Origin of the sequence: Desulfuromonas sp. (assembly GCA_002869615.1) — a bacterium.
Classification (GTDB): domain Bacteria; phylum Desulfobacterota; class Desulfuromonadia; order Desulfuromonadales; family UBA2294; genus BM707.
Map to the genome: position 1 here is coordinate 169,341 of PKUH01000110.1, position 20,944 is coordinate 190,284.

Below are 20,944 nucleotides of genomic sequence, written 5' to 3' on the forward strand. Positions count from 1 at the left end.
TTGTGAGCATGCCTCACACTTTGCCCGATTCAGCATCCCCCCTCCGCTGTTTCGGGCTTCTTTTATTGTCTGAAAGCCATACACACACTAAGTACAGTCACCACCCATTTTAATTTCAATCAACATGCCGTCGTTATTAAACTTGAATGTCATGAAGGTTCCCATCGCATTACAATGTTGAAAATAACATTGAGACAAATTTTCATTACAGTGATCAGAAGCATTAAAAGTGTCGCTGTGATTCTTCTGTAAATAATCAACTCCAAGAATACTAAACACTTCTTCGCGACTTAATCCAACATGGACACCGGAAGGCGTCTTATCCTGACTGTTTTGAGTTTTGATCCACGTCATATGGTTATAACAAGTTCCTATTTCTAACGTGTCAAACTTATATGTGGGCCAATCAGTACCTAAATATCCACCTACTGGCTCACCCAAGATATCTTTTGTTTCTTGGATGTCATGTCCCGTAGTTATGCCACGAACTGTAAACTCAGAACCAGGCAGACAATACTCACTCTCGACGATCGGGGTGCCATAGCGCAATAACGTCGAGCGCTCATCAGCACTAGCTACACTAACAGTTAAAGCCAACAGAATTAAGAATGTTACTGTGAAGATTTTAGAGTTCAACATATCCCTCCTCCTTCGATTAATCCATTGCATCAGACACAACTGTCACCCAAGCGACTGTATTGAAACCTTCTGGAGATATCTTTAGAATCCTTACATTGCTGTATTCTGAATCGTGTAAATAAATTTCATTCATACTGTTTTTGATAAATGACGCTTTTCGACCTATAAGATGGTAACTATTCTTTAACTCACCTTTGTAATATAGCTCTAGATATTGTTCTTGAATTTCATCATCGGTATTTGTTAGTAGAAGACTTATTTTTACCGACAGCACAGACAATAAATTATCAAAATCTAGTTTACTTATGGTGAACACAGATTGTGGCTCTTGCATTAGTTTATTTGTGGCTCTATCAAGAACATCAATAGAGAAAACTTTTTGCATGTCTCCTATATAACGTGAGCCAGCAATCTGACACCTAATATGGTTTTGTCCGAAAGATTCAATACATTCTTTGAGATATTTTTCTGTTTCCATACGCTTACTATCTATCTGAACAAGAAGCTTTTGGATATAAGCCTCATAATACCTTTCGGGATTAAGCACAGATTCAAGCTTTAACGCATCACCAGTTAATCTATAAAAATGGCTAGAACGAATATCAGAAAGATTAACTCCCATTTTCGAGAGGTCATTTATTCGATAATCACCTTCAGCTTTTAATTTGATGACAATATTTTCAGGACTCGGAATAGGAACAGTTTCAACTTCCTGGGCAATGCAAGCCCCTTTTATCACTACGATAAGACTCAGAACACATACAAGATATTTCATAGGATCAACCCTTCAACAATACCCTCCGACACTAAAGGAGAGCTACAAAATGATTATGTCTAGTTTGTCTTTCCAGGTATTAAAACCATCCACATCATTTATATAGTCATGAATGATTCGATGAAAGCCATCGGGTTTGCTTGAGATATACTTCTGTCGGTTCGTTTCTTCAAAAGCAGACATTAATCCCTCAAGCTCTTTGAACTTTAATTTCATGGAGGTAATATCTTTTTCTACTACCCAAATATATGTAGCTAAAGACTCATCGTATGTCTCCAACACAAAGTAGTATTTATCATCCCCTTCCAAGAGGAAGAGAAAGCTAAAGGGCTTAACTGTAAACCTCAACTTGAAAAGATCTGCTTTGTGCTTATCAGCCAGATATTTCAGAGGGAGATAATGCTTAGGCTTCTTAAACTCAAATGCTTTCTCCAATATTGACTCAGGATCGTTTTGAGATGGCTTTAAATTAGACTCAAAATTGTCTGCGAAGAACTCATCTGATGTTTTTAGCTTAGACTCATCATCTATATTTGATCTCTTGCTGAACATTTGATCGAAGGCGTATGTGTACTTAACATCTTCAATAATACGTTCATCGATACTCTCTATTTCTTTAGAGAAGACACTCACTATTTCAAATGATTCTTCCTGACCAGACTCATTTACCTTCACCATTAATTCAAGAACAAATTCAGCGTTCTTCCTGCCTATTTTCTTGCCGATATACTTAGACACACAATCAAACTGGGTCTTGATAAAATCGTTGTTCACCTTTACCTCAACTTTGGGTAAATGCTTGTATGGATGATGCCTAAAGCACACATATCCTTCGTTGTATTCCAAGTTGGTAAATGGAACCATGATAGACTGTGTAACCTTTTCTGTTTTCAGTGTCTTCTCACTAGGTGGGGATATGTTGGCAATATCTATATTTGAAGTATTGAGTTCTTTTTTCTGTGGTGCTGAAGGTAAGTTGCGGAGAGGTTGACGCGTACTATGACTGTTGGGTCTAGCTCTCATTGCGCTCTTGGCAGATGAATGTGCTTTAGAGCGTACTGTGCAGCCAAGGAGGCTTGCCGTGTCTATATGACTAAAGATTATTCTATTGATGCGTCCGGTGAAGTCAGCCTGTGTAGAGAATGAATGCTGTGAAGAGCTGTAGTTTTTTATCACTGCGTATAGAGTGCCTGTTCTTTCTTCATACTTTGTCACATCAAGTGCCCAATACACCCCTGGCTTAAATTTATGAAAGCCTTTTGAGATGTTTGTTCCACTCAAGGGAAGTGCCTCTGTCGCATTGTAAAAAACTTCATTTCCAGAGAACTTGATAATCAACGTTCTATTCATGGCAGTTCACTACCTCCTCAGTGTCTACTCTACAAGAGGCTGTGACAAAATATGTCACGGCAAAAAAGCCAACCTACTACTGGAAAGTTATATGCGTATATGATTTAGACTTCTTGCTGCCTGACAAACTTTTTCAAACTTATACTTCCTTTTGCCGAATTACATTTACTACATGCAAAATCCAGATTACTCGGTGCCCAAGTTCCACCTTTGGACAACGGCCTCAAGTGATCCAGTGTTGCCTGGGAATATGTAAGCTTCCTGTCACAATATCGACAAGTCACATAGCCTCTGGATTTCTTGTTTTTGAACAGGTGCTTTTTGAGTGCATTCTTTGATCTTGAGTTTCTTGCAGACACTTATTACTACCCCCTCCAACACTTATTCTTTACCTACACATCCTATCCCGTTTACGCCTCATACTATTATCAAGTCTAGTCTTTGCCGTATGACAGTCATCACATAGAGTAGCCAGGTTAGCGATACTGTTATCACCACCATTCATCAATGCTCTCTTGTGGTCAACTTCTAGCTTATATGTGCTCCCACATATCACGCACTGATGACCATCACGTCTTTTGATATATCGTTTAGTTTCTTGGGATACATCACGTTCATACTTGACCAGGTTGCAATCTAATGCGCCTACATTTTCGTTTGCTTCCCTGTAGTAGCTATAGATTGCTCGTTCACGCAGTTCACCCTTGAGGGTTTTGATCTCTTTAGTTGGTTTGTTGTAACTAGGTGTGCTGCTCTGTTTCTTATAGCCAGAGTTGTGATAGTGGTACTCTCCAGTCTTTCTGTTTGTATGACCACCATTTGAATCAGTTCTGCCAGAGTGGGAATAGCTGAAGGTGCTTATTAGTATTAAGAGTAAGAGTATTGTGATTGATTTATCAATCATGTTATCTCAAATTTTCTAATAGGTAATTAATTCCATCATCAACACTGCCATTAGATATATAGTCACAAAATGAATGCCCACCATTTCGCCTAACTACATCAATGTTGACGCTGTTTCTCTTTAGATACTCACTGAACCTTCGGTCTTCCTCTTCAGTGCCATCATCTATATTACTAAAAACTTTTATTTTAAGACTGTTGATGTTGATCCTGTTCGATGCAATTGCAGCTTCTGTCATTCCTGCCCCGGCGAAAGTTACTAGTGCCTTAACTGGGGCTAAGCTCATTGCCAAGAATGTAGCTACATATGCACCATAAGAGTTGCCTGCGATTGAAATGTTGCGTGGTCTAGGGCTTCTTGTTTTAGGCAACAACTCTTGCAATAAAAACATCATGAAAGCATTTAAAAAATTATCGTGAGTGTGTTTCCCAGATGGAGGAGACGAAAGAGCTATAAAATCACAATTTATGTTTGCATTGCCTATTGCACATTTAAATATTTCAGCAAGCTTATCAGGGCTAGAGTTCATTCTCTGAGCGTACTCTTGCTCGTTAATCGAACCTCCAATAAAGACAACTAGATTATTGGAGGATTCTTCGCCAGCCCAATAATAATCAGCGTGGGTATTTCTGCCTAATGTTGATACATCTATTATGATCTTTCTGTGTTCCAATGTTGTATATTTCAACGACCAGGTAAATACTGACTACAAGACATGAGTAGGTTGTATAGCCTGCGGTCAAACTCATCACCTTGAGGGTTGGGTTGCGCCTTCATCATCTGGTCATATTCTGATTTTCCGAACTCAGATTCCATCCCATCAGCAAAACATTGACAATACTTTTGCGCAGTTTTATCTGGTAGTCCCTGTGATGACATACTCATCGCACAGCGGTCCACGTAAGCTTTCTTGGCATCAGCAGGCCACTCTTCGGCATGCAAGTTTATTACTGTCAACAGGATGAAAAGGAAAACTATAACCGTTTTGTTCATAGCATTTCTCCTGATTGAAAAAAGTCTCCTGCCACCGAGGGGAATGTTGCTTGTAGTGACAGGGGCAATAAAACTATTTAATATATACGCCTATCCAATCCTCAAATAGCACATTTCCACTATCTCTTTCAGAGCTTACCTTAGCACGCATAGTATGAAGACCACGATAAGATGTATATTCATCAAGGGTTGCTTCGTGCACTCTATCTGGCTGTCGATATTTGGGATTAGTTGTTGGAGATAAGTATTTAGTTCCAGTTATATGTTCCTGCGCACTATTCTCTTTTTCAGCTTCATTTCCATGGTTATGTTTGTAGAATTCAACTTTCAATTTACCCATACCAGTTAAAGCCGCACTTCTGACTTGGACTCTAAACTTTAAAGACAATCCTTTATCTAAGCATCTTGATAAAGATGGGTAAGGAACCCAATCGTTTTCGGTGTCATATACTTCACATGAAAAACTGAAAGCACTATTAGATCTTAGCTTTGGGATATCTTGTTTTCCGCTTTTTACTTCAGGAGGGAATGGCAGAAGTCTTTGGTAATGGTCACCTTTGATCAGGCGACATGAATAATTAATAGAATTACCGTTCTGATCAGTGATGTTGGGTTTTACATGCAACTCTTGTTGACCAGCAGATTCCTTAATTTCAGAATACTCTTTCGGAAAATCAATAAAGTTAATTAAGGTTTGTCCAAGCATTGTACTGTTGCTTCTAGCTTGCGACTGTAACTTTGAAGCGAAGTCTACTTGTAGTCCATGTGCAGTAACTTCAGTAGCATTTCCAAAACCATAACATGACCATAAAATCTCATCCGTATCGCCAAAATCAAGTCCAACTCTTACTGCAAGTTCAATATCAGTACTTAATCGTTCATTCAATGATGGGAACACATAATCTCTCATGATTAATCTGAGTGTGTTGGAGGCATTTATAGCGTTAACTATTGCATCTTCTTTGCAGATACTTTTCCCCCCAAAAAACGCCATAAGGGCATCCCCCATCAATCTATGTGGGACTCCATCAAATGATCGAACTACATCTATAGCAGCTTGCAAAATTCTATTCTTAACGATAGCTGCCTGCTTCAACGGCAGAAGTAAATTGAGTCGAGAGCTTCTTTTAATATCTAGAAACAGAGTTGCGATATAGTGATTCTCTGTATGATCACAATTTTCTAAGTGCAGAAAGTCAGGGTGTGAACCCATCCCATTAGTATTTAACCCCTGCTTTCCAAAAAGTGGTCTAATGGCTTTTTGAAAATCATACTCTTGAGGAGTGCCTGTTGCTAATTGACTTTCGTGAGCAGTTGCCTTGAAAAGCTGCCCCTCAGACATTTGAACATTTAACGTACTGTTATTGAAAAAGAAATTACGTGTAATCTCCCCAAAGTCTACCCTGCTCATTTGCTATCCTTCTTACTTGGTTCGGAAGTTGATGGTTCTCTCTTTGAGACATTAGATTTTATTTCTTCTTGTGGCATAAAAAGTGACTCAGCTTGCTTTTTTGTTTGGGATACAGCAGATTTGCGAATAAGCTGCGAATCAATAAGAAGTCCTGAGCCTAACAATAAAAGTACAAAGCCAATTGCAACTAAAGCAGATTTTACCCAGAGGATTGATCTAGAGAGGAGCTTGAATTTTCCCGAGGCAATACTCGAAAGAACAACTGATTGATGACATAAATCACGTAGCAACTCATCTTTTGTAACAGAAGAGAACTCATCATAGTACGAATCAGGGTTTGATTCTTTTTTTGCAATATGTACAAAAGAGATAAGTGACTTGTTGCCAGGAGTGGTGTTTGGGAAAATTGCATTAAATGCAAGTCTTGCTGAGGAAGCAAGTAAGAAAAAAGTCACACTAAACACAATACAAGCAACAATTTTATAGAGAGTTGCGCCACACACTAACCATATCTTTGGGCAGTTATATGCTAGTGCTGAAATGCTCGCTACGCTAAAGGTTAACAATAATGCAGCTTTAGTATTAGTGCTATTGATGTAACTGTCGTTCCGCTTAATAATATCCCACTGCCAAGCAATTTTATCATCTATACTGCCCATCTCACCCTCTCATTGATTTATGTTCAACTTTCAGAGCGTATTAGCCTGTTTATTCTCATGATTTCTTTTGGCCAAGATTCAGGATCTGGCCATTCAAACAAGTAATGGTAATAATTGTAAGGTGTAACGCCATCGTCATAATACCAGTTCCAACTTAAATCTGAACCCTCTTGCAGAAATTGATGCAAATAAGGATGTAGATTCTTTGCCAGGTCTTCACCGATGGCTATTACATTTGGATTTGCTAAAGACTCTAGTTTAGAGGCTCTATTGGCTGGGCTACCAACGGCAGTAAGAAAGTTTGTACCCTGCATTCCAATTCTTGAAATTAGTACTTCACCAAATTCTACCCCAATCCTGAATTTAAGGGCTGGAGCCCCATGCTCCGCTAAATGCGGTATAACATCATTAATCATCAGATATTTAATTGTTTGTGCAACCTCAATAGCCTCTCTCGCTATTTTGTGCTTGTCGGGTGTCTCAGTTCCGATAATTGCCATCACACCATCTCCAGTATGTTTTTCAACAGTACCCTTCCATTCACGTACAACCTTCATTACGCTAGTGGTAGCTACATTGAGAATCATAAGAGTATCTTCAGGTGGAAGAGGTGATGTGATTGCCGTGAAATCCTCAAAATCAAAAAACAGTATCGCTACGCTCATACGCCTAGACGAACCAATCTCTAACGCGGTAAGATCAGGCATAGTTCTAGCGTTAGGGATGTTGCTCGTACGCTTCACGTTCCACTTTGTTCGCAGTAACACAAAGTTACTCAATTGTTTGTGAAGGCGTAAACTCCATTTACCTGATAATGGTAAATTCATAATCTTCGTTTTACCTGTGAGGGGTAACATAACTCTCAGTTATGTTCAGTTGAGTGAGGGCATTGCGCAGCAATATGTTGGATAAGACGTCTTATCCGACGTACCGAATACGAAAACGACCTCACAACCATTCTAATTTTGATCCTGCTTATTCAGCGAACTTGTATATTTGAAGTTTTGAAACTAATTCTTGCGAACAAAGTGAGCGCCTGGGATTAAACCGGCGTCATTAACACTTCGCTATATGGAGGGAGTTCTTTGGTGTGTCCTACTTATTACATTACATTCAAGCCCCCTCAAGCTTGGGGCTATAATACTAGAATTCAATTACTTTAACAAACATTCATATTATCCCTCTGTCAGCAAGTGATGCATAGCCTCTAGAGCCGACAACTATTGAATCCAGCATCCTGATTCCTATAAGATCAGCAGCTTCATTTAACCGCTTAGACAATTCGACATCCTCCCTGCTTGGAGTACTGTCACCGCTTGGGTGATTATGTACGAAGATAATCCCAGCTGCTGATGAGAGTAATGCTGACTTGTAAGCATCACGTGGATGAACAATGGCTGCATTCATAGAGCCTGTAGCAATTCTATCTATAGCCAGTATTCTGTTCTTCGAATCGACATGCACTCCGATGAAGTGTTCCTTTGTTTCGTTTTTCAGGAACCCGAAGAGTTCATAGACTTGCTCGGATGATGTAATTGGCTTGTCAAGCTTGTCATAGTCAGGCAGCTCTTCCTTGACGATTAACGTGGAGTAGACTGGAGTAATGACTTTGAATCTAATAGTCGGTTCTGTGTTCATGTCTGTAATGGTTTCGATTGCGAATGTCATGGTGTTTCTCCTTTCTAGAGTCTAGAAATAAAAAAAGCTGCTCCTTGATTGGAGACAGCTACGGTTAATAGATACGTGGTTGTTTGTTATTCGTTGACTGCGGTGTCCTGGACTTCTGGTTGTGCGAGATCCTTGAGGTATTCGAATGCAACTGAAGCCTGGTTCGCTGCTTTGAATAATATGTTCGGTTTCGCTCCTATAACAGCAGCCCAGTTGGCCAGATATTCAGGATGTTGGTTCTTCTCCAGAGTAATGTTCAGATAGCTACAGAGGAATGCTGCTGACAGTTCAGCGATCAGTTCTTCATATCCATAAGAACTCGTTCCGAGTTTACCGAGAGTGATTCGACTAAGACGAGTTGAATGGCCGGACCAGTGTGACAGTTCATGAAAGATCGTGGCGTACCACTCATCATGGTTCTCATACTCCTCCACAACCGGAATATAGATGAGATCCTTCTTGGGATGGTAAGCAGGACGAAGTCCTTTCTTCCTGATAATGTGAGCTCTCGTGCGCTCGATGAAGTCATCAGCTAACGGATGCCTCGCCTGAGCTTTGTCATAGTCGGATACGGTCTTCTCCGGTTGACTCAAGTCTGTTTGCTCGATGTTGAACACGGTATAGCTGCGAGTTATCCATCTATACCGCTTCTCCTGCTCTTCCTCCTCCCCACCATCAGTCTCAATCTCCTTCGGTTCAAAGAAGACGATCTTCTGTCCAACTGAACCTTTGATGACATTACCTCCCATCAGCTTGCACTGCTTAAAGGTCATCCAGTACGGAGTTGTAAACCCTTCCTGTTCAGCCTTCATCCATAACAGCAAAACATTGACACCCTTGTACATCCTCCTGCTCTTATAGTTCATCGGCATACAGTTCGATTCGACTAATGGATTAATCCACGGAGCTGTACCTTCTTCCAGTTGCTTCACAAAATCCTTAACCAGTTCATCCATCCATTGTTGTTTAGACATAACAGTTCCCCTTTCATTGATTATTTGTATTGGTCTTCAGTCATGTTCTCGATCATCAGCTGCTTGCGTGACCTCTGCTCCAGGCGATCTTCATAGGCTTTACGGATCTCACTCGATCTCCATGCAACAATCCTCGTCTTGTCAGTACAAAACTCATTGGCACTATTGATCTGGTGAGAGACTTCCTTCTTTGCTATGACGGTGAGATCGGTCACTGCACTTGAGATGTTCCTGATACTTTTCAACATGGTTGTTCTCCTTTACTTGGGTTGAATAAAAAAGGCGCTCCGCACAATACGGAACGCCCAGGTTGATAATTATTTACTTGTCCAGTTACGCGATTACGAGTTCATAGTTCTCCTGGCTCAAAACAATGTGAAGCATCCGCATCAATACACCGAATGCGAATAGCAGATACATCCCTTGCGTCAATAACGTATACGCAGGATGAATCAGTAAAAACAGTACGAGCCATAGAATACTCGCTCCTCCTACGAGAGACAATTTTCTGATTAATCGTTTGTTGAGTTTCCTGTAGCTGAACATGGTCATTCTCCTTTTCGTTTGAGTTGATATATCGTCTGGCCAGACGTAAAAAAGACACGAGGCAACAGAGCCAAGTGTCTTGGGTGGATAGTGTTTATATAGCTATAGATGCTAAACCACAGTACGTACTGCAATTACAGTTTGCGTTGATTTGGAGCTTAATATGGAGCTCAGAGATGTGTTCTGTTGGTGAGTTTTAAGTGCTTATATAGTGATCTATATTTCCAGAAAAAGAGACCCCGGGGTTGTTATATAGAGCGAAGTCGTTTCTATTCTTTCTACCTGGGGTTTAGGTCCGCAGAGTCATTTTGGATTTGGATTGGGCCTTTTGAACCTTTCTATAAATCCTAAGGAGATATAAGAATTAGATATAGTAGGATTAATAATAATTCTGAGCCAACCTTCTTATAAATGGTGACTTATGAGAAGCTTTTTTCTATTCCGATCTCTGCTAGTTTGGCGTGTTAGTTTTATCCAAAATAGCCAAAATATTTTTCACATCTTCTTTATAGCCCTCATCTTCGGCAAATGATCGTATAAATAGTCTGGCTTTATCCGTCGTAAAAAATGTGTTTATAAAGATTTCCCGCTCAGTGGTCAATTCGTAATAATCAAGCCAATGTGCAACATTCAGCAATGAACGCATAATACCCGCCCAAACAAGATATATTCTTTCTTTAAAGAACCCATACGCCCCATTTTTATCCAATCGAAAAATATGAAAATGCTTCTCGATCATATTTCCATAAATGGACAAAACGTCTTCACGTGAAAACCGGTCAACATCCTTGTATGAATTAACACTCCCTAGAAATTCCAAATATTCATCCATAAAAGAATAATCTATCTCCTCTGTACCTTCATACATATGATCAAAACTGACCTGATCCTCTTTGATTATAAGCATCATTAGCGTATTATATTCTTCAATCTGGCCTGTACTCTTGTAACTTCGCATCAAAACATAATTGGTACTTCCAAACCTGCACACATCTAGAATATCTTCTAAATACTTGGTTTTTTCTTCAGTTATTGCTGTTATTTGAAGATTATTTTTCTTTATGTGATTTTGTATTTTCCACCGAATCTCGTTAATCTTTGCCATTTTATCGCTCTTTGTTTTCTCGTCAGGAAAACATGGGTTGAACTTTTCTCTCATGTGCCGAGCGATGATAGTCGAGGCTTTCTTGAATACAATCTTGTTGTCATCCGACAATGCATAGCTCTCGTCTTGAGATTCTACGAGCAGAATACTGGCAAAGTACATATTGCGAGCAACAGGGATATTGTTCGGCTTGTAATCCCGGTTCAGTACATATTGCTTCAAGGTGTCGAACTCACCAGCAGTCAACACCCTTACCTTGAAATTAGCCGGATTTATGATTGCAACTACATCGGAAACAACAGCGGAATACGCAGTTGTCGAGAGCATAGAAAATACTAGAAGAGAAAGAATCAGGCGTAGCATGTCCCCTCCAAACGTCAAATTCCTATAATGCGACATAAATAGTAGAAATCACAGTACTCGAAACAGAAAGAACGGTCAACCAGATGACCGTTCCTATTAATCCTGTTATTTCTCATGAAAGGCTGAATCGTCCTCAATTCTGGCTGTAAAGCTCCCTCTTTTAGGACCACCTTAATTGAGACTTTCCGGCTGTTGATTCACAGTTAAATATTCCTTTGGTGTCAAGTTGCCGAGCGACTCATGTGGTCGCTCTTCATTGTATTCAACAACCCAATCATCTGTGATCTGTTGCACTTCTTGAAGATGATCGAAAACATACATGTCCAGAACTTCAGTACGGTATGTCCGATTAAATCTTTCAACAAAACCATTTTGCATGGGCCGTCCCGGTTGGGTGAACTCAAGTTTGACGCCGTTCCGATCTGCCCAGCCCGCAAGCCTCACACTCGTTAATTCAGGTCCGTTATCCACTCTTAACTTCTCTGGATAGCCTCGCCAGGTAGCAACGTTATCCAGTATCCACACAACCCTTTCAGCCGTAAGGCTGTTATCAACTTCAATGGTCAGTACTTCACGATTATAATCATCAACCAGGTTGAAAGTCCGAAAACGTCGGCCACACCAAAGCGCATCACTCATAAAGTCAGCGCTCCAACACTGGTTAATGCTACCAGGTACGCTTAACGGTTCCGGGTTTCTTTTGGGCAGCCGCCTCTTACCTTTGCGCCGAATGTTAAGTTTTAGCCCACAGTAGACTCGATAGACCCTTTTATGATTCCATTGATGTCCACGCCGACGAATCATCTGAAACATTTTGCCAAATCCATATTGAGGCTTTTTCTCTGCCAGATCCAACAGCACCTTGATGATCGGACCATCCTTCTCTCGGTTTGGTTGATAATAATAGACCGAGCGATTCAAGGAAACTACCTGACAGGCTGCACGGGTACTCAACCCTACAGATGCTTTGGCAAAATCAACCAGACCCCGTTTCTCCGTCGGCGTTAAAGCTTTTTTTCAATGATCTCCTTTAACGCACGATTCTCCAGGCTGGTGTCGGCAAACATCTGCTTTAAACGCCGATTTTCCTTCTCAAGTTCTTTCAGTCGCGCCAGCTCTGACACTTCCATTCCGCTGTAAAGCGATTGCCAACGGTAGAAAGTTGCTCGGGATATTCCGTGCGTACGACAGACTTCCTGATACGATTTGCCAGCTTCAGCCTCTTTTAGGATCTTGACGATTTGTGATTCACTGAACTTGGATTTACGCATGCGATGAGTCCTCCCTATAGCTATTAATTATGCCAAGAAGTCTCATAATTGCTGGTACTATTTTAAGGGAGGTTTACATGGCAATTCCTATAAACCCTGCAATTTAAGAATACTGAACGCTTCCTGGCAGTGGTGACTAATAGGAATCAACATTATGGTTCATACGGATTATCTACAAGCTTCAAATGACTCCGAGTGCCATCTCCATAAATATGTTCTCTGAGCCATTTAACTCCGTCAGAAAATTTGTTTGTGTAGTTTTGTAGATTTTTGATTTGTCGATATTCGTTATAGTGCGACAAGAATTTATTGAAATATGCCTCAGCCTCATCCATGTTGTAATTCATCACAGCAGATACAGCAGCCCCATAATACATCCGAAGTGGATTATCAGCCGATGCATATTCCTCGTGAATGCTAATTGCTTTTGTAAATGCTGACAAACTATCAGGGTAATTCTCATCTTCATACAGAAGAAACTCTCCTTCAGATCGCCATATTGCTGAAGCATATTTTTCTGGCATCTTATTAAGCCAGTCTCTTCTTAGAGTCTTTGCCTTTTCTATTTCACCACTGCTTGTAAGCTTATCTATTTGATAACCAACACTCATATATTTACAAAAAGGAATGCGACAGAGTAACCACCAAATGGGAAATTTAATGTATTTGATAATCTTCAAAAAACTGTCCTAAATATGCCGCAATTTAAGAAGCTCAAAACCATCTCGCCAGTAGTGACTTATGAGAAACTTTATATCACGGTGTCTATGAAATCAGGGTCGATTCATTCCTCGACCTTGATCCCCTCTGGATCACCAACCACATCAATTATCTTTTCAACAATTCCTTGGTATGGTTCACCTAACCCATATGTTTCTTTCAATGTTCTGATAGATTTTTTTGATGTAAACATCTTTTTTGCAAAAGTCCTTGCAAGCGCCTCCTGCCCACTCTCAGTAAGCACATGGAAGAAGACAATTGAGGAATGTAGTGCAGGCCCAAAAATATCGAATGAATGAAGTTCACGTGGTTCTTGAATCAAGATATCTAAATCAAATGCCCAATAGTGTTTAATAGTAAGGTAACTATACAAATCAATAAGCTGCTTAATACTCAAATTATATTGATCATCGAAGACATTATTAAAAAAATGATTATATGATCCTCTTAATTGCCGCCCTTCAGTTCCTCGATAATGCCTATAGAAAACATCATCTTCCGCTAAATAATACAGAAATGTCTCGTTGTCTTTATATGCTTCGCTCACAGCTCTGCGACGTTCAAGTAACTCTTTCCTCGCTTGGCGTGATTTATCATCAAATGGCTCGTACCTTGAGTAAGCTGTCTCTTCAATGTTCATATGGCTGTTAATATAATCAATCTTCTTCTGCCATAGATCCTGCGCTAATTCATATGTGCTTAATTCTATCTCGCTCTTTATTTTATATTGATAGTCCTTATGCCCAATGGCGTACTTGCGAGTATAGTGGTCAATCAATATATCCGAGAGGTAGAGGGCGTCGATTAACAGTTCCCTGTCCTTAACAGCTTCGGGGTCAAAATCCGTGAATAGTTCCTCAAGGAATATGTGTTCTTCAGAGGTTAGCGAATAGTCTGTATCACTGAAGATGTTTAGCTTCAGCTTGTAAATTTCATCTTGATTTAGGGATTGGAGAGAATCTGCTACGGAGTAGCTACTAAGTGTGGCAAGTAGGAGTGCTATTATAATGCGAACCATGTCCCCTCCGAGCTACAGATTCCTACAAACATACATAAATAATAAAATCCAATCTACTTGAAATATATCGAACGGTCAAACAATTGACTTTCTTATTTGTCCTACTATTTCTCATCCAAGGTTCAAAACCAGCCAGATTTCCCGTTTCTTATAAACCCTGACTTATGAGAAGCGGATTAAACTTAGCCATGTACTGCTGTAGAAAGATGAGGTAAAGCTTTTTTGTAAGCTTATTATTGGCTCACCCATCTAAAGTCACCACGATGCGAAGAGTCCACTATGTACTTGTGATCATCATCAGTAACCTTTGGATCAATCACAGTAAGAAAGTTGGAATGCATCATGGGATTCCTCTGCGGGATCAGAGCTAATAGTTTGTTCCCGCTAGGAGACCAAGCGTGGTAGCGACCACTGAGATCTCGATATCCAACTTGTTCCTTTCCAGTCTTCATGTTCCGACGTACAATGTCATAGCCTCTATCTTCATTCTCTCGAATGAATGAAAGCTCATTTGTCGCTGTAACTAGGCGAGGGTCACGTCCCTCTGTAATTCTGTTGGTTGAACTTGTGTTTAAGTCGTAGAGATGAAGGTCTTTTGGGAACCGGCCTTTCTCAGCATAGGCTAGGCCCATACCAGTACCCGTTGTACTCCTGAAGTCATATAAGGACGTGTCTCGTAAAGTTGTATAGATGAGTCCTTGTGAATCGCTAGTCCAGACAAGACCATCCTTCAGCACCTTCATCTGTGCTTCTTGTAGTAGCTCTCCTGTCTCGGTACTGAATATTTTAAGCCTACAGGCACTACCTATCATGAAATGGCTCACCTCATCCCTAGGAGCCTCGACTTCATGCTGCCACTCAAGAGCTGCAACCTTCTTAAGGTCTGGTGATATACGTATGTAGCGAGCATCGGTATCAATTGTTGTGATCAGCTTTACGTCTGGAATACTGAAGACAGACTTCTGCTTATCTTCCCAGTTATCAGTCCTGATATCGCAAACAAAGACATTGCCTTTTGCATCCCAAGATCTCTCTATTCCGAAGCCGCCAGGGTCATAGCTTTCTGTCGTACCGTCCCCTACATTGAATCGCTTCAATATCTCTCTGGATCGATTCTCACTTTTCACATTATCTGTATAGAAGATATAACCTGACTCACCTTCAAGTAGGGATTGCTCAGTCCACTTCTGCGCGGTTTTATTGTCTAGTGACCCAGAGTAGCTTAAGTAAGCAATAGCTAAAGCAAACTGCGCCACAAACACAAATATATAGCTAATAAAGTTAAAGTATAAAGCATACGAAGATGTTCTCTTCCATGTCAGACCAGTACTTCTGTAGAACCACTTGAGCAAGGGCCATTCAGCTATCACTGACACGAAGAACATCGTGATGAAGAGATCCATTGCGCCAGGAAAATCTATCTGCTGACTTTGATTGTAGGCCCATAGAATTATGGAGCCAACAGCACTAGATGCAACATTGAAAAGAGTTACACGGAATACAGTTGTCGTGAACTTTACTTCTTTGATCCACCTTCGAATCAAGAAAGTTTCAATGACGATTACTAGGAGGAGAAGGATTGTTGCGGGAACGAATGTTCCTGACATGAAGACGTTAGATAGAGGGACAATTGCGTTAGCTTGACAGATAGATGGCACCACTAGCGTTAATACGCAAGCAAACACGCCATACAAACCCCTTTTAATTGCATTCTCATAACAGTACATAAGTCTTACTTGCATAGTTAATGCTCTATTTCCTTGGGCGGATTGGGGCCATTGCCTATCCCAATAGCTTTAATTATCACTTACAGGCCAGAACTTATAACCTGATAAATATTTCCCACGTTCTGGAGCACCAGAAAAGATAATTGCTTTTTTGTCTTTAAAAACCACCAGAGGATAATCTTTAGATTTATTGTAAACAGCATTAGCTGTTTCCATCACATATCTGAAGGTGTAGGCGTTATCAGTGCACGACCAGTTGCCTCTGTATGATTTAGTTTCTAAAGTTTCTGGCTTACCTGCTATATATGCTCCCCAAGAAACAATAAATTCATTGCCACTTACTATTTCTAAATCAACTCCCCATTCGCTCTCAGTTATAAGCTTGTAATTACCAACTGGAAGATCACTCGCTAGTGTATTGGCAGCTAATGCCAGGGTCAGTATTAACGGTGCTGTGAGAATAGTACGTGTCATAGGATTGTTTACGCTTTAATAACCTTGGCCAATTCACCACCGACTGAATTCAAAAATATAAACTCTGCTCCATCATCAGTAGTTGTGTAATCTCTACCAACATTAACCAGGGCCTTCTTGATGCTTACAATTGCATCTTCACGTTTATGGAATGTTGTAACTACCAAACCAAGTTGTTCGTATAAACTTGGAGCTATGACTATCTTATGCACTCCCATTTTAAATATAACCTTTATCTATTGACTGCATCTCTATGTAGTATTGCTTTTTCTATAATCTCCGAGGCTATAGGCAACCAGTTTTCATCAGTACGCAATCTTTTCTTTTCTCTGCCCTTGTCTAGCTCTATTAAATAGTCTCTTAAATCTTCTGTATTGATATTTGCCCAGTCTGCAAGCCTATTTATGGCAAACTTGGTTTTTAAATTGTCATAATTATCAATTAAGAAGTTCTTTATTTGGTCTTGAAGTCCAGGAACAAAAATATTGAAAGGTATATCTGAAAGAACTTCATCAATATTAATCTCTTTCTTCATGGCTTCCATATAAAGTTCAGTCATATTTAAGGAAACACCAGTTTTGTATGCAGAGATAGAGTCAAACCCTTGCTTGATATAGTCTTTACTGATTTCATCTGCCTTATCAGGAATGCTATACACCTCAGTCCCCTCAATTGGGATGATTGCTATAAAGCCATCACTTAGAGAATCATCTGGTATCTGTGGTCTGATCTCTTCATTTAAAAAGTCGGAGGCATTATGAAAACCGACAGGGGGGAAGATCAGTCTTGTGTGGAGGTACTCCATGCTGTCAGGGAGGTTATGTGGCTTCACTCCAGAGTATTGAACATAAGGGAACCTCCCAAGAGATCTTTTGACTTCTTTTATATGTTGGAACTTATTGGCTAAGACTAGAAAAGCTTTAGAGTCGACAGCCTTATTCTTAAGCTCCTTATTTATCCTTTCCTTGAGGCTTTTTTCAAGTTGCCCCACATTTAGCTTGCCGTCCCTAATCAGTATTGAAAGGGTCCTTCTAAATTCTTCAGCTTGGTCCTTTTCAAGCTTAAGCTTCAGGGTTAAGTTGATTGTCGTATTGTATTTTTTTGTTATGGCATCTGTTTCATCCTCATAATTTATGCCCTCAATTTCAGAGGGGAGTTTTCTTTTGTTCTTATAGTTGGTGTAATAGTTCAGGATTGTCTTGCTGTCATCATCAAGTTCTAAGAAGTTATATTTCTCGAAAATTGTAGCTACGGACCGCTTGTACCTGTCCGCTGTCAATAAATCAGGTTCTCTATCTATTTCTTCACACAGTGCTGTTAGTATAATTGCATCACGTTGAGTTCCAGATAAGTTGTCTAATTGACTCACTACATGGTTGTAAACAATTTCTCGCTTATCATAATCTATACCTGAGTCCTCTATTGAGAGACATGTCTCCTTAATGTCGAGAGATACCTCCATGAATTTCCCAAGAAAACTTTGAATCGGCTTGAGATGGCTGAGGATGATTTTTTCTCTATTCTTCTTCTTTTTATAGTTTTCTATTTGTTCTGAAATTGGATCAAAGAACAGAAATAGTCCTCCTCCAAAAACAGACAGAGCAATTCTTACAAGCGGATATTCATTATCATCTAATGTTTCACCGAAAAAGATTGCAAAGCATATGAGGACAGCACCAACTATACGCATGAAGAACTTACTTAATGTGAATTTCAGAAATGACATAATAGTCAACTTGCATCAATATTCTTAGGAGTTGTCGTAGGCTATATAATTCTCAGCCCTGTCTGCACTTTCAGAGAGATCTTTTGCTTGTTCCTTAGTTAAATGAAACGTTTTCTCCTGATTGTTTTCGTCAGTTATCCTTAGATAGATTTGGTGGTCATTGGAAAAATTACTAACAAACACTGCTACAGTGTTAGGCGATTGAGTCTTGTCTGCTCGGCCATCATCATTTACAGGGTAGAGTTTTTCTTCAAAATAGAATGTAGTTGCCATGGTCAACTTCTCCCTAAATCTAAATTAATGTTCCTTGTCTCTTGGCGGGCATGGATCGTTACCAGGAGCAATAGTATCTTTACTGCGGATCTTTCCATCAAGGCCCTTTGTAGTTAGTTCTCCACCACCCTGATTCTTGAGCATAGTCCTACCAGCGTCGTTCGCAGCTTTCTGGGTATCGTGAACACTTGAAGCTTTACCTGCATCATTCCTCTTGTTAGCCCACTTGCCATCATCACGCTTGTAAACAGTACGATCTCTACCTTTACTCATAATGGCCTCCTGTAAATAAAAAGCCGCCCTCAGTGTCAACCAAAGGCGGCTCGTAATTCATGCTGCTTCCCCCTCCAGGAACAACGTATATATTTATTGTATTGAGGATAATAGCATTATGAAGCTCTCTTAACAACTGATTGTATCGAGTCCTTCCACTGAACCTTTGGTAGATCCTTCAGCTCGTTATATAGCTTCATTATATTCCTGTCTGTCTGGTTGTCATATATTGCTTTGACTGCATCTCGTGTTTGTTTGTCTGATGCATCGACTCTGTACTTGATGCTATTCATCTTACCGAACCAGATGTCCTCTGTGATGTACGGTTCGAGTCTATTGTAGAGTTCTATTGTCCTCCCTACTGTATCGATCATTGGTTCAACACTAACTGATGTTTTATATCCTTGCTCGTGTGCATATTGCAGAGCTTGTATTCGTTCTTCTGGTAGTGGAGCGTCTTGTTCCCAGAACTGACTGAGGTTCTCATCTAAAGAAGTAATCGTCATACGGATGAGAATCTTGTTTCTATAGTCCTGAAACTTATCGCAGATCTGTTGAATACAATTGAGTCTCGGTTTAGTCACAATCAGTACTTCGTTATTTGCGGCTAGCAGGTTGTCGAGAGTTTCTATATATGTCTCCAAATAGGCTTCTGATATATCGTGCATGGTCGGGAACATAATCGTGCCCTTGGCTGTTTGATCTATGTCGACCTTCCAGGTCTTGACCTGCTCAGTCCTCCAGCTCTCTCGTGTGTATGTTTCGTCTGTTCTTTGATTGATCTCAACAGCGAGATCTCGTGCGTAACAGTATCTGCAATTATTGGTGCAGCCTGTTCCTATATTGTATGAATACTGAGCCCATTCACCGACTCCGTATTTTGTTTTAGATTCGTTTAGTTTGTTTATATGTTTCATGTTTTATGTCTCCATATCTTTCTTATAATTTTGTATTCGCAGTATTCCTGTCCCCATTCTTGTAGAGAGTCATGAGAGTGTAGAGAGTGCTCAGGGTGCTTGCGATGTTTTTTGTTTGCAGGTAGTGGGATAAACAGCACCTCCCCGAAGGGAGAAGCTATAAATGTCATTACTCTGTGTGTCTGCATGATACTTTGAGCTTAAGTATTATTTCTTTAAATTAAGAAAATAGTATTCTTTGTAACTTTAAGTACACTAACAGAATTACTTCTGTATTTATGTTTTTAGCTCAGTGCCTGCTGGACGTATGGTTGTTATTAGCAAAAAGTGCCTGCTGCAAACAGGCACCCTTCGCGTACATATCAATCCCAGAAATTAGTTTCATTGTCCTCTATTTGCAAACCACAACCTGAGATTTTATTGGTGGGTATTGTCCCGACACTCTCTACACTCTCTACAACTCTCATGTTGGTGTCCTCAATTTCATGTAAATCATCATCATTTACATCATTATCTGCTGCAGATTCAGTACATTCCAGTAAACCATACTGTTCCTTCAACAGATTAAGCTCATCTTGGGATACATACAACCGTGAGTATCCACCAGATATCTCCGTATTCAGCCCAAGAGACTGCAACCGCTTACCAAGCTTCTGAGGGCTCATCTTATATCTGTCAGATTTATCAAAATTGACCTCTTTAAGGATCTCCCCTGTTGGGATGATGATCTGCCCAACACTCTCAAACTCAGCAACACAATCTATAGCTGCGATGATCTGACCTTCAATAGACTCACGCTTACTCTCAGCCTTCTTCTCAACCAAACCTAACAGCACTCGGCACATATCCTCTTTCACTTCAGGCTTAACCATTTCACATAACTGGAACAACGGCTTGGAGATATCCCACGGACGGCCATTAAGACCAGGAATCTTATCAACGTCAGGCAGATGTTTGTCCATCATACTTGCACGCCACGCTATCAGACGTTCTTTCAACTCTAGTCCCATGACAGGTTTTATGTCTTCATACTCACCAGGCTTATTCGGCATGGGAATACTTATACACCTGCTTTCAAAGATGTAATTAGCAGGCTCATTGGTTGCAACAACAGTGCTACCAAATATATTGAAATGAGTCTGATCTCTAAACGCTCCC

Annotated in this window: 24 protein-coding genes and 2 pseudogenes; all 26 read right to left on the reverse strand. The window is 40.2% G+C overall.

The annotated features are described in order from the left end of the window. Positions 1-87 precede the first annotated feature (87 nt). The gene (locus tag C0623_13495; GenBank protein PLX98327.1) at positions 88-639 is read right to left on the reverse strand and encodes a hypothetical protein; all 552 of its coding nucleotides are present in this window, start codon (positions 637-639) and stop codon (positions 88-90) included. Positions 640-655: 16 nt separating this feature from the next. Then, the gene (locus C0623_13500) at positions 656-1,414 is read right to left on the reverse strand and encodes a hypothetical protein (GenBank protein PLX98328.1); all 759 of its coding nucleotides are present in this window, start codon (positions 1,412-1,414) and stop codon (positions 656-658) included. A gap of 42 nt (positions 1,415-1,456) precedes the next feature. After that, positions 1,457-2,764 carry a hypothetical protein gene (locus tag C0623_13505; protein PLX98329.1) on the reverse strand — a complete coding sequence of 436 codons (1,308 nt, stop codon included), beginning with the start codon at positions 2,762-2,764 and terminating at the stop codon, positions 1,457-1,459. A gap of 104 nt (positions 2,765-2,868) precedes the next feature. Further along, entirely contained in the window at positions 2,869-3,123 is a 255-nt protein-coding gene (locus tag C0623_13510) for a hypothetical protein (protein ID PLX98330.1), read from the reverse strand. A 29-nt stretch (positions 3,124-3,152) separates the two neighbouring features. After that, positions 3,153-3,392 carry an HNH endonuclease gene (locus tag C0623_13515; protein PLX98357.1) on the reverse strand — a complete coding sequence of 80 codons (240 nt, stop codon included), beginning with the start codon at positions 3,390-3,392 and terminating at the stop codon, positions 3,153-3,155. Positions 3,393-3,536: 144 nt separating this feature from the next. Beyond that, a pseudogene (locus C0623_13520) lies at positions 3,537-3,665 on the reverse strand (YHYH domain-containing protein). A gap of 4 nt (positions 3,666-3,669) precedes the next feature. Then, a complete protein-coding gene (locus C0623_13525) occupies positions 3,670-4,197 on the reverse strand; it encodes a hypothetical protein (protein PLX98331.1) in 528 nt (175 codons plus the stop codon). Positions 4,198-4,352: 155 nt separating this feature from the next. Then, positions 4,353-4,661 carry a hypothetical protein gene (locus C0623_13530; protein PLX98332.1) on the reverse strand — a complete coding sequence of 103 codons (309 nt, stop codon included), beginning with the start codon at positions 4,659-4,661 and terminating at the stop codon, positions 4,353-4,355. A 73-nt stretch (positions 4,662-4,734) separates the two neighbouring features. Continuing rightward, entirely contained in the window at positions 4,735-6,072 is a 1,338-nt protein-coding gene (locus C0623_13535; GenBank protein ID PLX98333.1) for a hypothetical protein, read from the reverse strand. Beyond that, positions 6,069-6,731, reverse strand: coding sequence for a hypothetical protein (locus tag C0623_13540; GenBank protein PLX98334.1), 663 nt, complete (start codon positions 6,729-6,731; stop codon positions 6,069-6,071). The genes C0623_13535 and C0623_13540 overlap by 4 nt, the downstream gene beginning before the upstream one ends. A gap of 23 nt (positions 6,732-6,754) precedes the next feature. Next, positions 6,755-7,588: a hypothetical protein gene (locus tag C0623_13545; GenBank protein ID PLX98335.1), complete on the reverse strand. Its 834-nt coding sequence runs from the start codon at positions 7,586-7,588 to the stop codon at positions 6,755-6,757. Positions 7,589-7,901: 313 nt separating this feature from the next. Beyond that, complete coding sequence (locus C0623_13550; protein ID PLX98336.1) at positions 7,902-8,399, reverse strand: DNA repair protein RadC; 498 nt, start codon at positions 8,397-8,399, stop codon at positions 7,902-7,904. A gap of 86 nt (positions 8,400-8,485) precedes the next feature. Beyond that, positions 8,486-9,373 carry a hypothetical protein gene (locus tag C0623_13555; GenBank protein ID PLX98337.1) on the reverse strand — a complete coding sequence of 296 codons (888 nt, stop codon included), beginning with the start codon at positions 9,371-9,373 and terminating at the stop codon, positions 8,486-8,488. Between the two features lie 20 nt (positions 9,374-9,393). Further along, positions 9,394-9,621, reverse strand: a complete 228-nt coding sequence (locus C0623_13560; GenBank protein PLX98338.1) for a hypothetical protein — start codon at positions 9,619-9,621, stop codon at positions 9,394-9,396. 85 nt (positions 9,622-9,706) lie between these two features. Continuing rightward, positions 9,707-9,919, reverse strand: coding sequence for a hypothetical protein (locus C0623_13565; protein ID PLX98339.1), 213 nt, complete (start codon positions 9,917-9,919; stop codon positions 9,707-9,709). Between the two features lie 451 nt (positions 9,920-10,370). Beyond that, on the reverse strand, positions 10,371-11,387 hold the full coding sequence (locus C0623_13570) for a hypothetical protein (protein PLX98340.1): 1,017 nt from the start codon (positions 11,385-11,387) through the stop codon (positions 10,371-10,373). Between the two features lie 171 nt (positions 11,388-11,558). Further along, positions 11,559-12,658 (reverse strand): annotated as a pseudogene (locus tag C0623_13575) (IS3 family transposase). Positions 12,659-12,810: 152 nt separating this feature from the next. Further along, on the reverse strand, positions 12,811-13,338 hold the full coding sequence (locus tag C0623_13580; GenBank protein ID PLX98341.1) for a hypothetical protein: 528 nt from the start codon (positions 13,336-13,338) through the stop codon (positions 12,811-12,813). 104 nt (positions 13,339-13,442) lie between these two features. Next, a complete protein-coding gene (locus C0623_13585) occupies positions 13,443-14,396 on the reverse strand; it encodes a hypothetical protein (protein ID PLX98342.1) in 954 nt (317 codons plus the stop codon). 233 nt (positions 14,397-14,629) lie between these two features. Beyond that, positions 14,630-16,123 (reverse strand): hypothetical protein, encoded by a 1,494-nt coding sequence (locus C0623_13590; protein PLX98343.1) that lies wholly within the window; start codon positions 16,121-16,123, stop codon positions 14,630-14,632. 482 nt (positions 16,124-16,605) lie between these two features. Further along, positions 16,606-16,815 carry a hypothetical protein gene (locus C0623_13595; GenBank protein ID PLX98344.1) on the reverse strand — a complete coding sequence of 70 codons (210 nt, stop codon included), beginning with the start codon at positions 16,813-16,815 and terminating at the stop codon, positions 16,606-16,608. A 14-nt stretch (positions 16,816-16,829) separates the two neighbouring features. Beyond that, positions 16,830-18,323 carry a hypothetical protein gene (locus C0623_13600; GenBank protein PLX98345.1) on the reverse strand — a complete coding sequence of 498 codons (1,494 nt, stop codon included), beginning with the start codon at positions 18,321-18,323 and terminating at the stop codon, positions 16,830-16,832. A gap of 24 nt (positions 18,324-18,347) precedes the next feature. After that, positions 18,348-18,596: a hypothetical protein gene (locus C0623_13605; protein ID PLX98346.1), complete on the reverse strand. Its 249-nt coding sequence runs from the start codon at positions 18,594-18,596 to the stop codon at positions 18,348-18,350. A gap of 24 nt (positions 18,597-18,620) precedes the next feature. Continuing rightward, positions 18,621-18,869 carry a hypothetical protein gene (locus tag C0623_13610; GenBank protein PLX98347.1) on the reverse strand — a complete coding sequence of 83 codons (249 nt, stop codon included), beginning with the start codon at positions 18,867-18,869 and terminating at the stop codon, positions 18,621-18,623. Positions 18,870-18,985: 116 nt separating this feature from the next. Next, the gene (locus C0623_13615; protein PLX98348.1) at positions 18,986-19,786 is read right to left on the reverse strand and encodes a hypothetical protein; all 801 of its coding nucleotides are present in this window, start codon (positions 19,784-19,786) and stop codon (positions 18,986-18,988) included. Between the two features lie 362 nt (positions 19,787-20,148). Further along, positions 20,149-20,838 (reverse strand): hypothetical protein, encoded by a 690-nt coding sequence (locus C0623_13620; protein ID PLX98349.1) that lies wholly within the window; start codon positions 20,836-20,838, stop codon positions 20,149-20,151. Between the last annotated feature and the right edge of the window lie 106 nt (positions 20,839-20,944).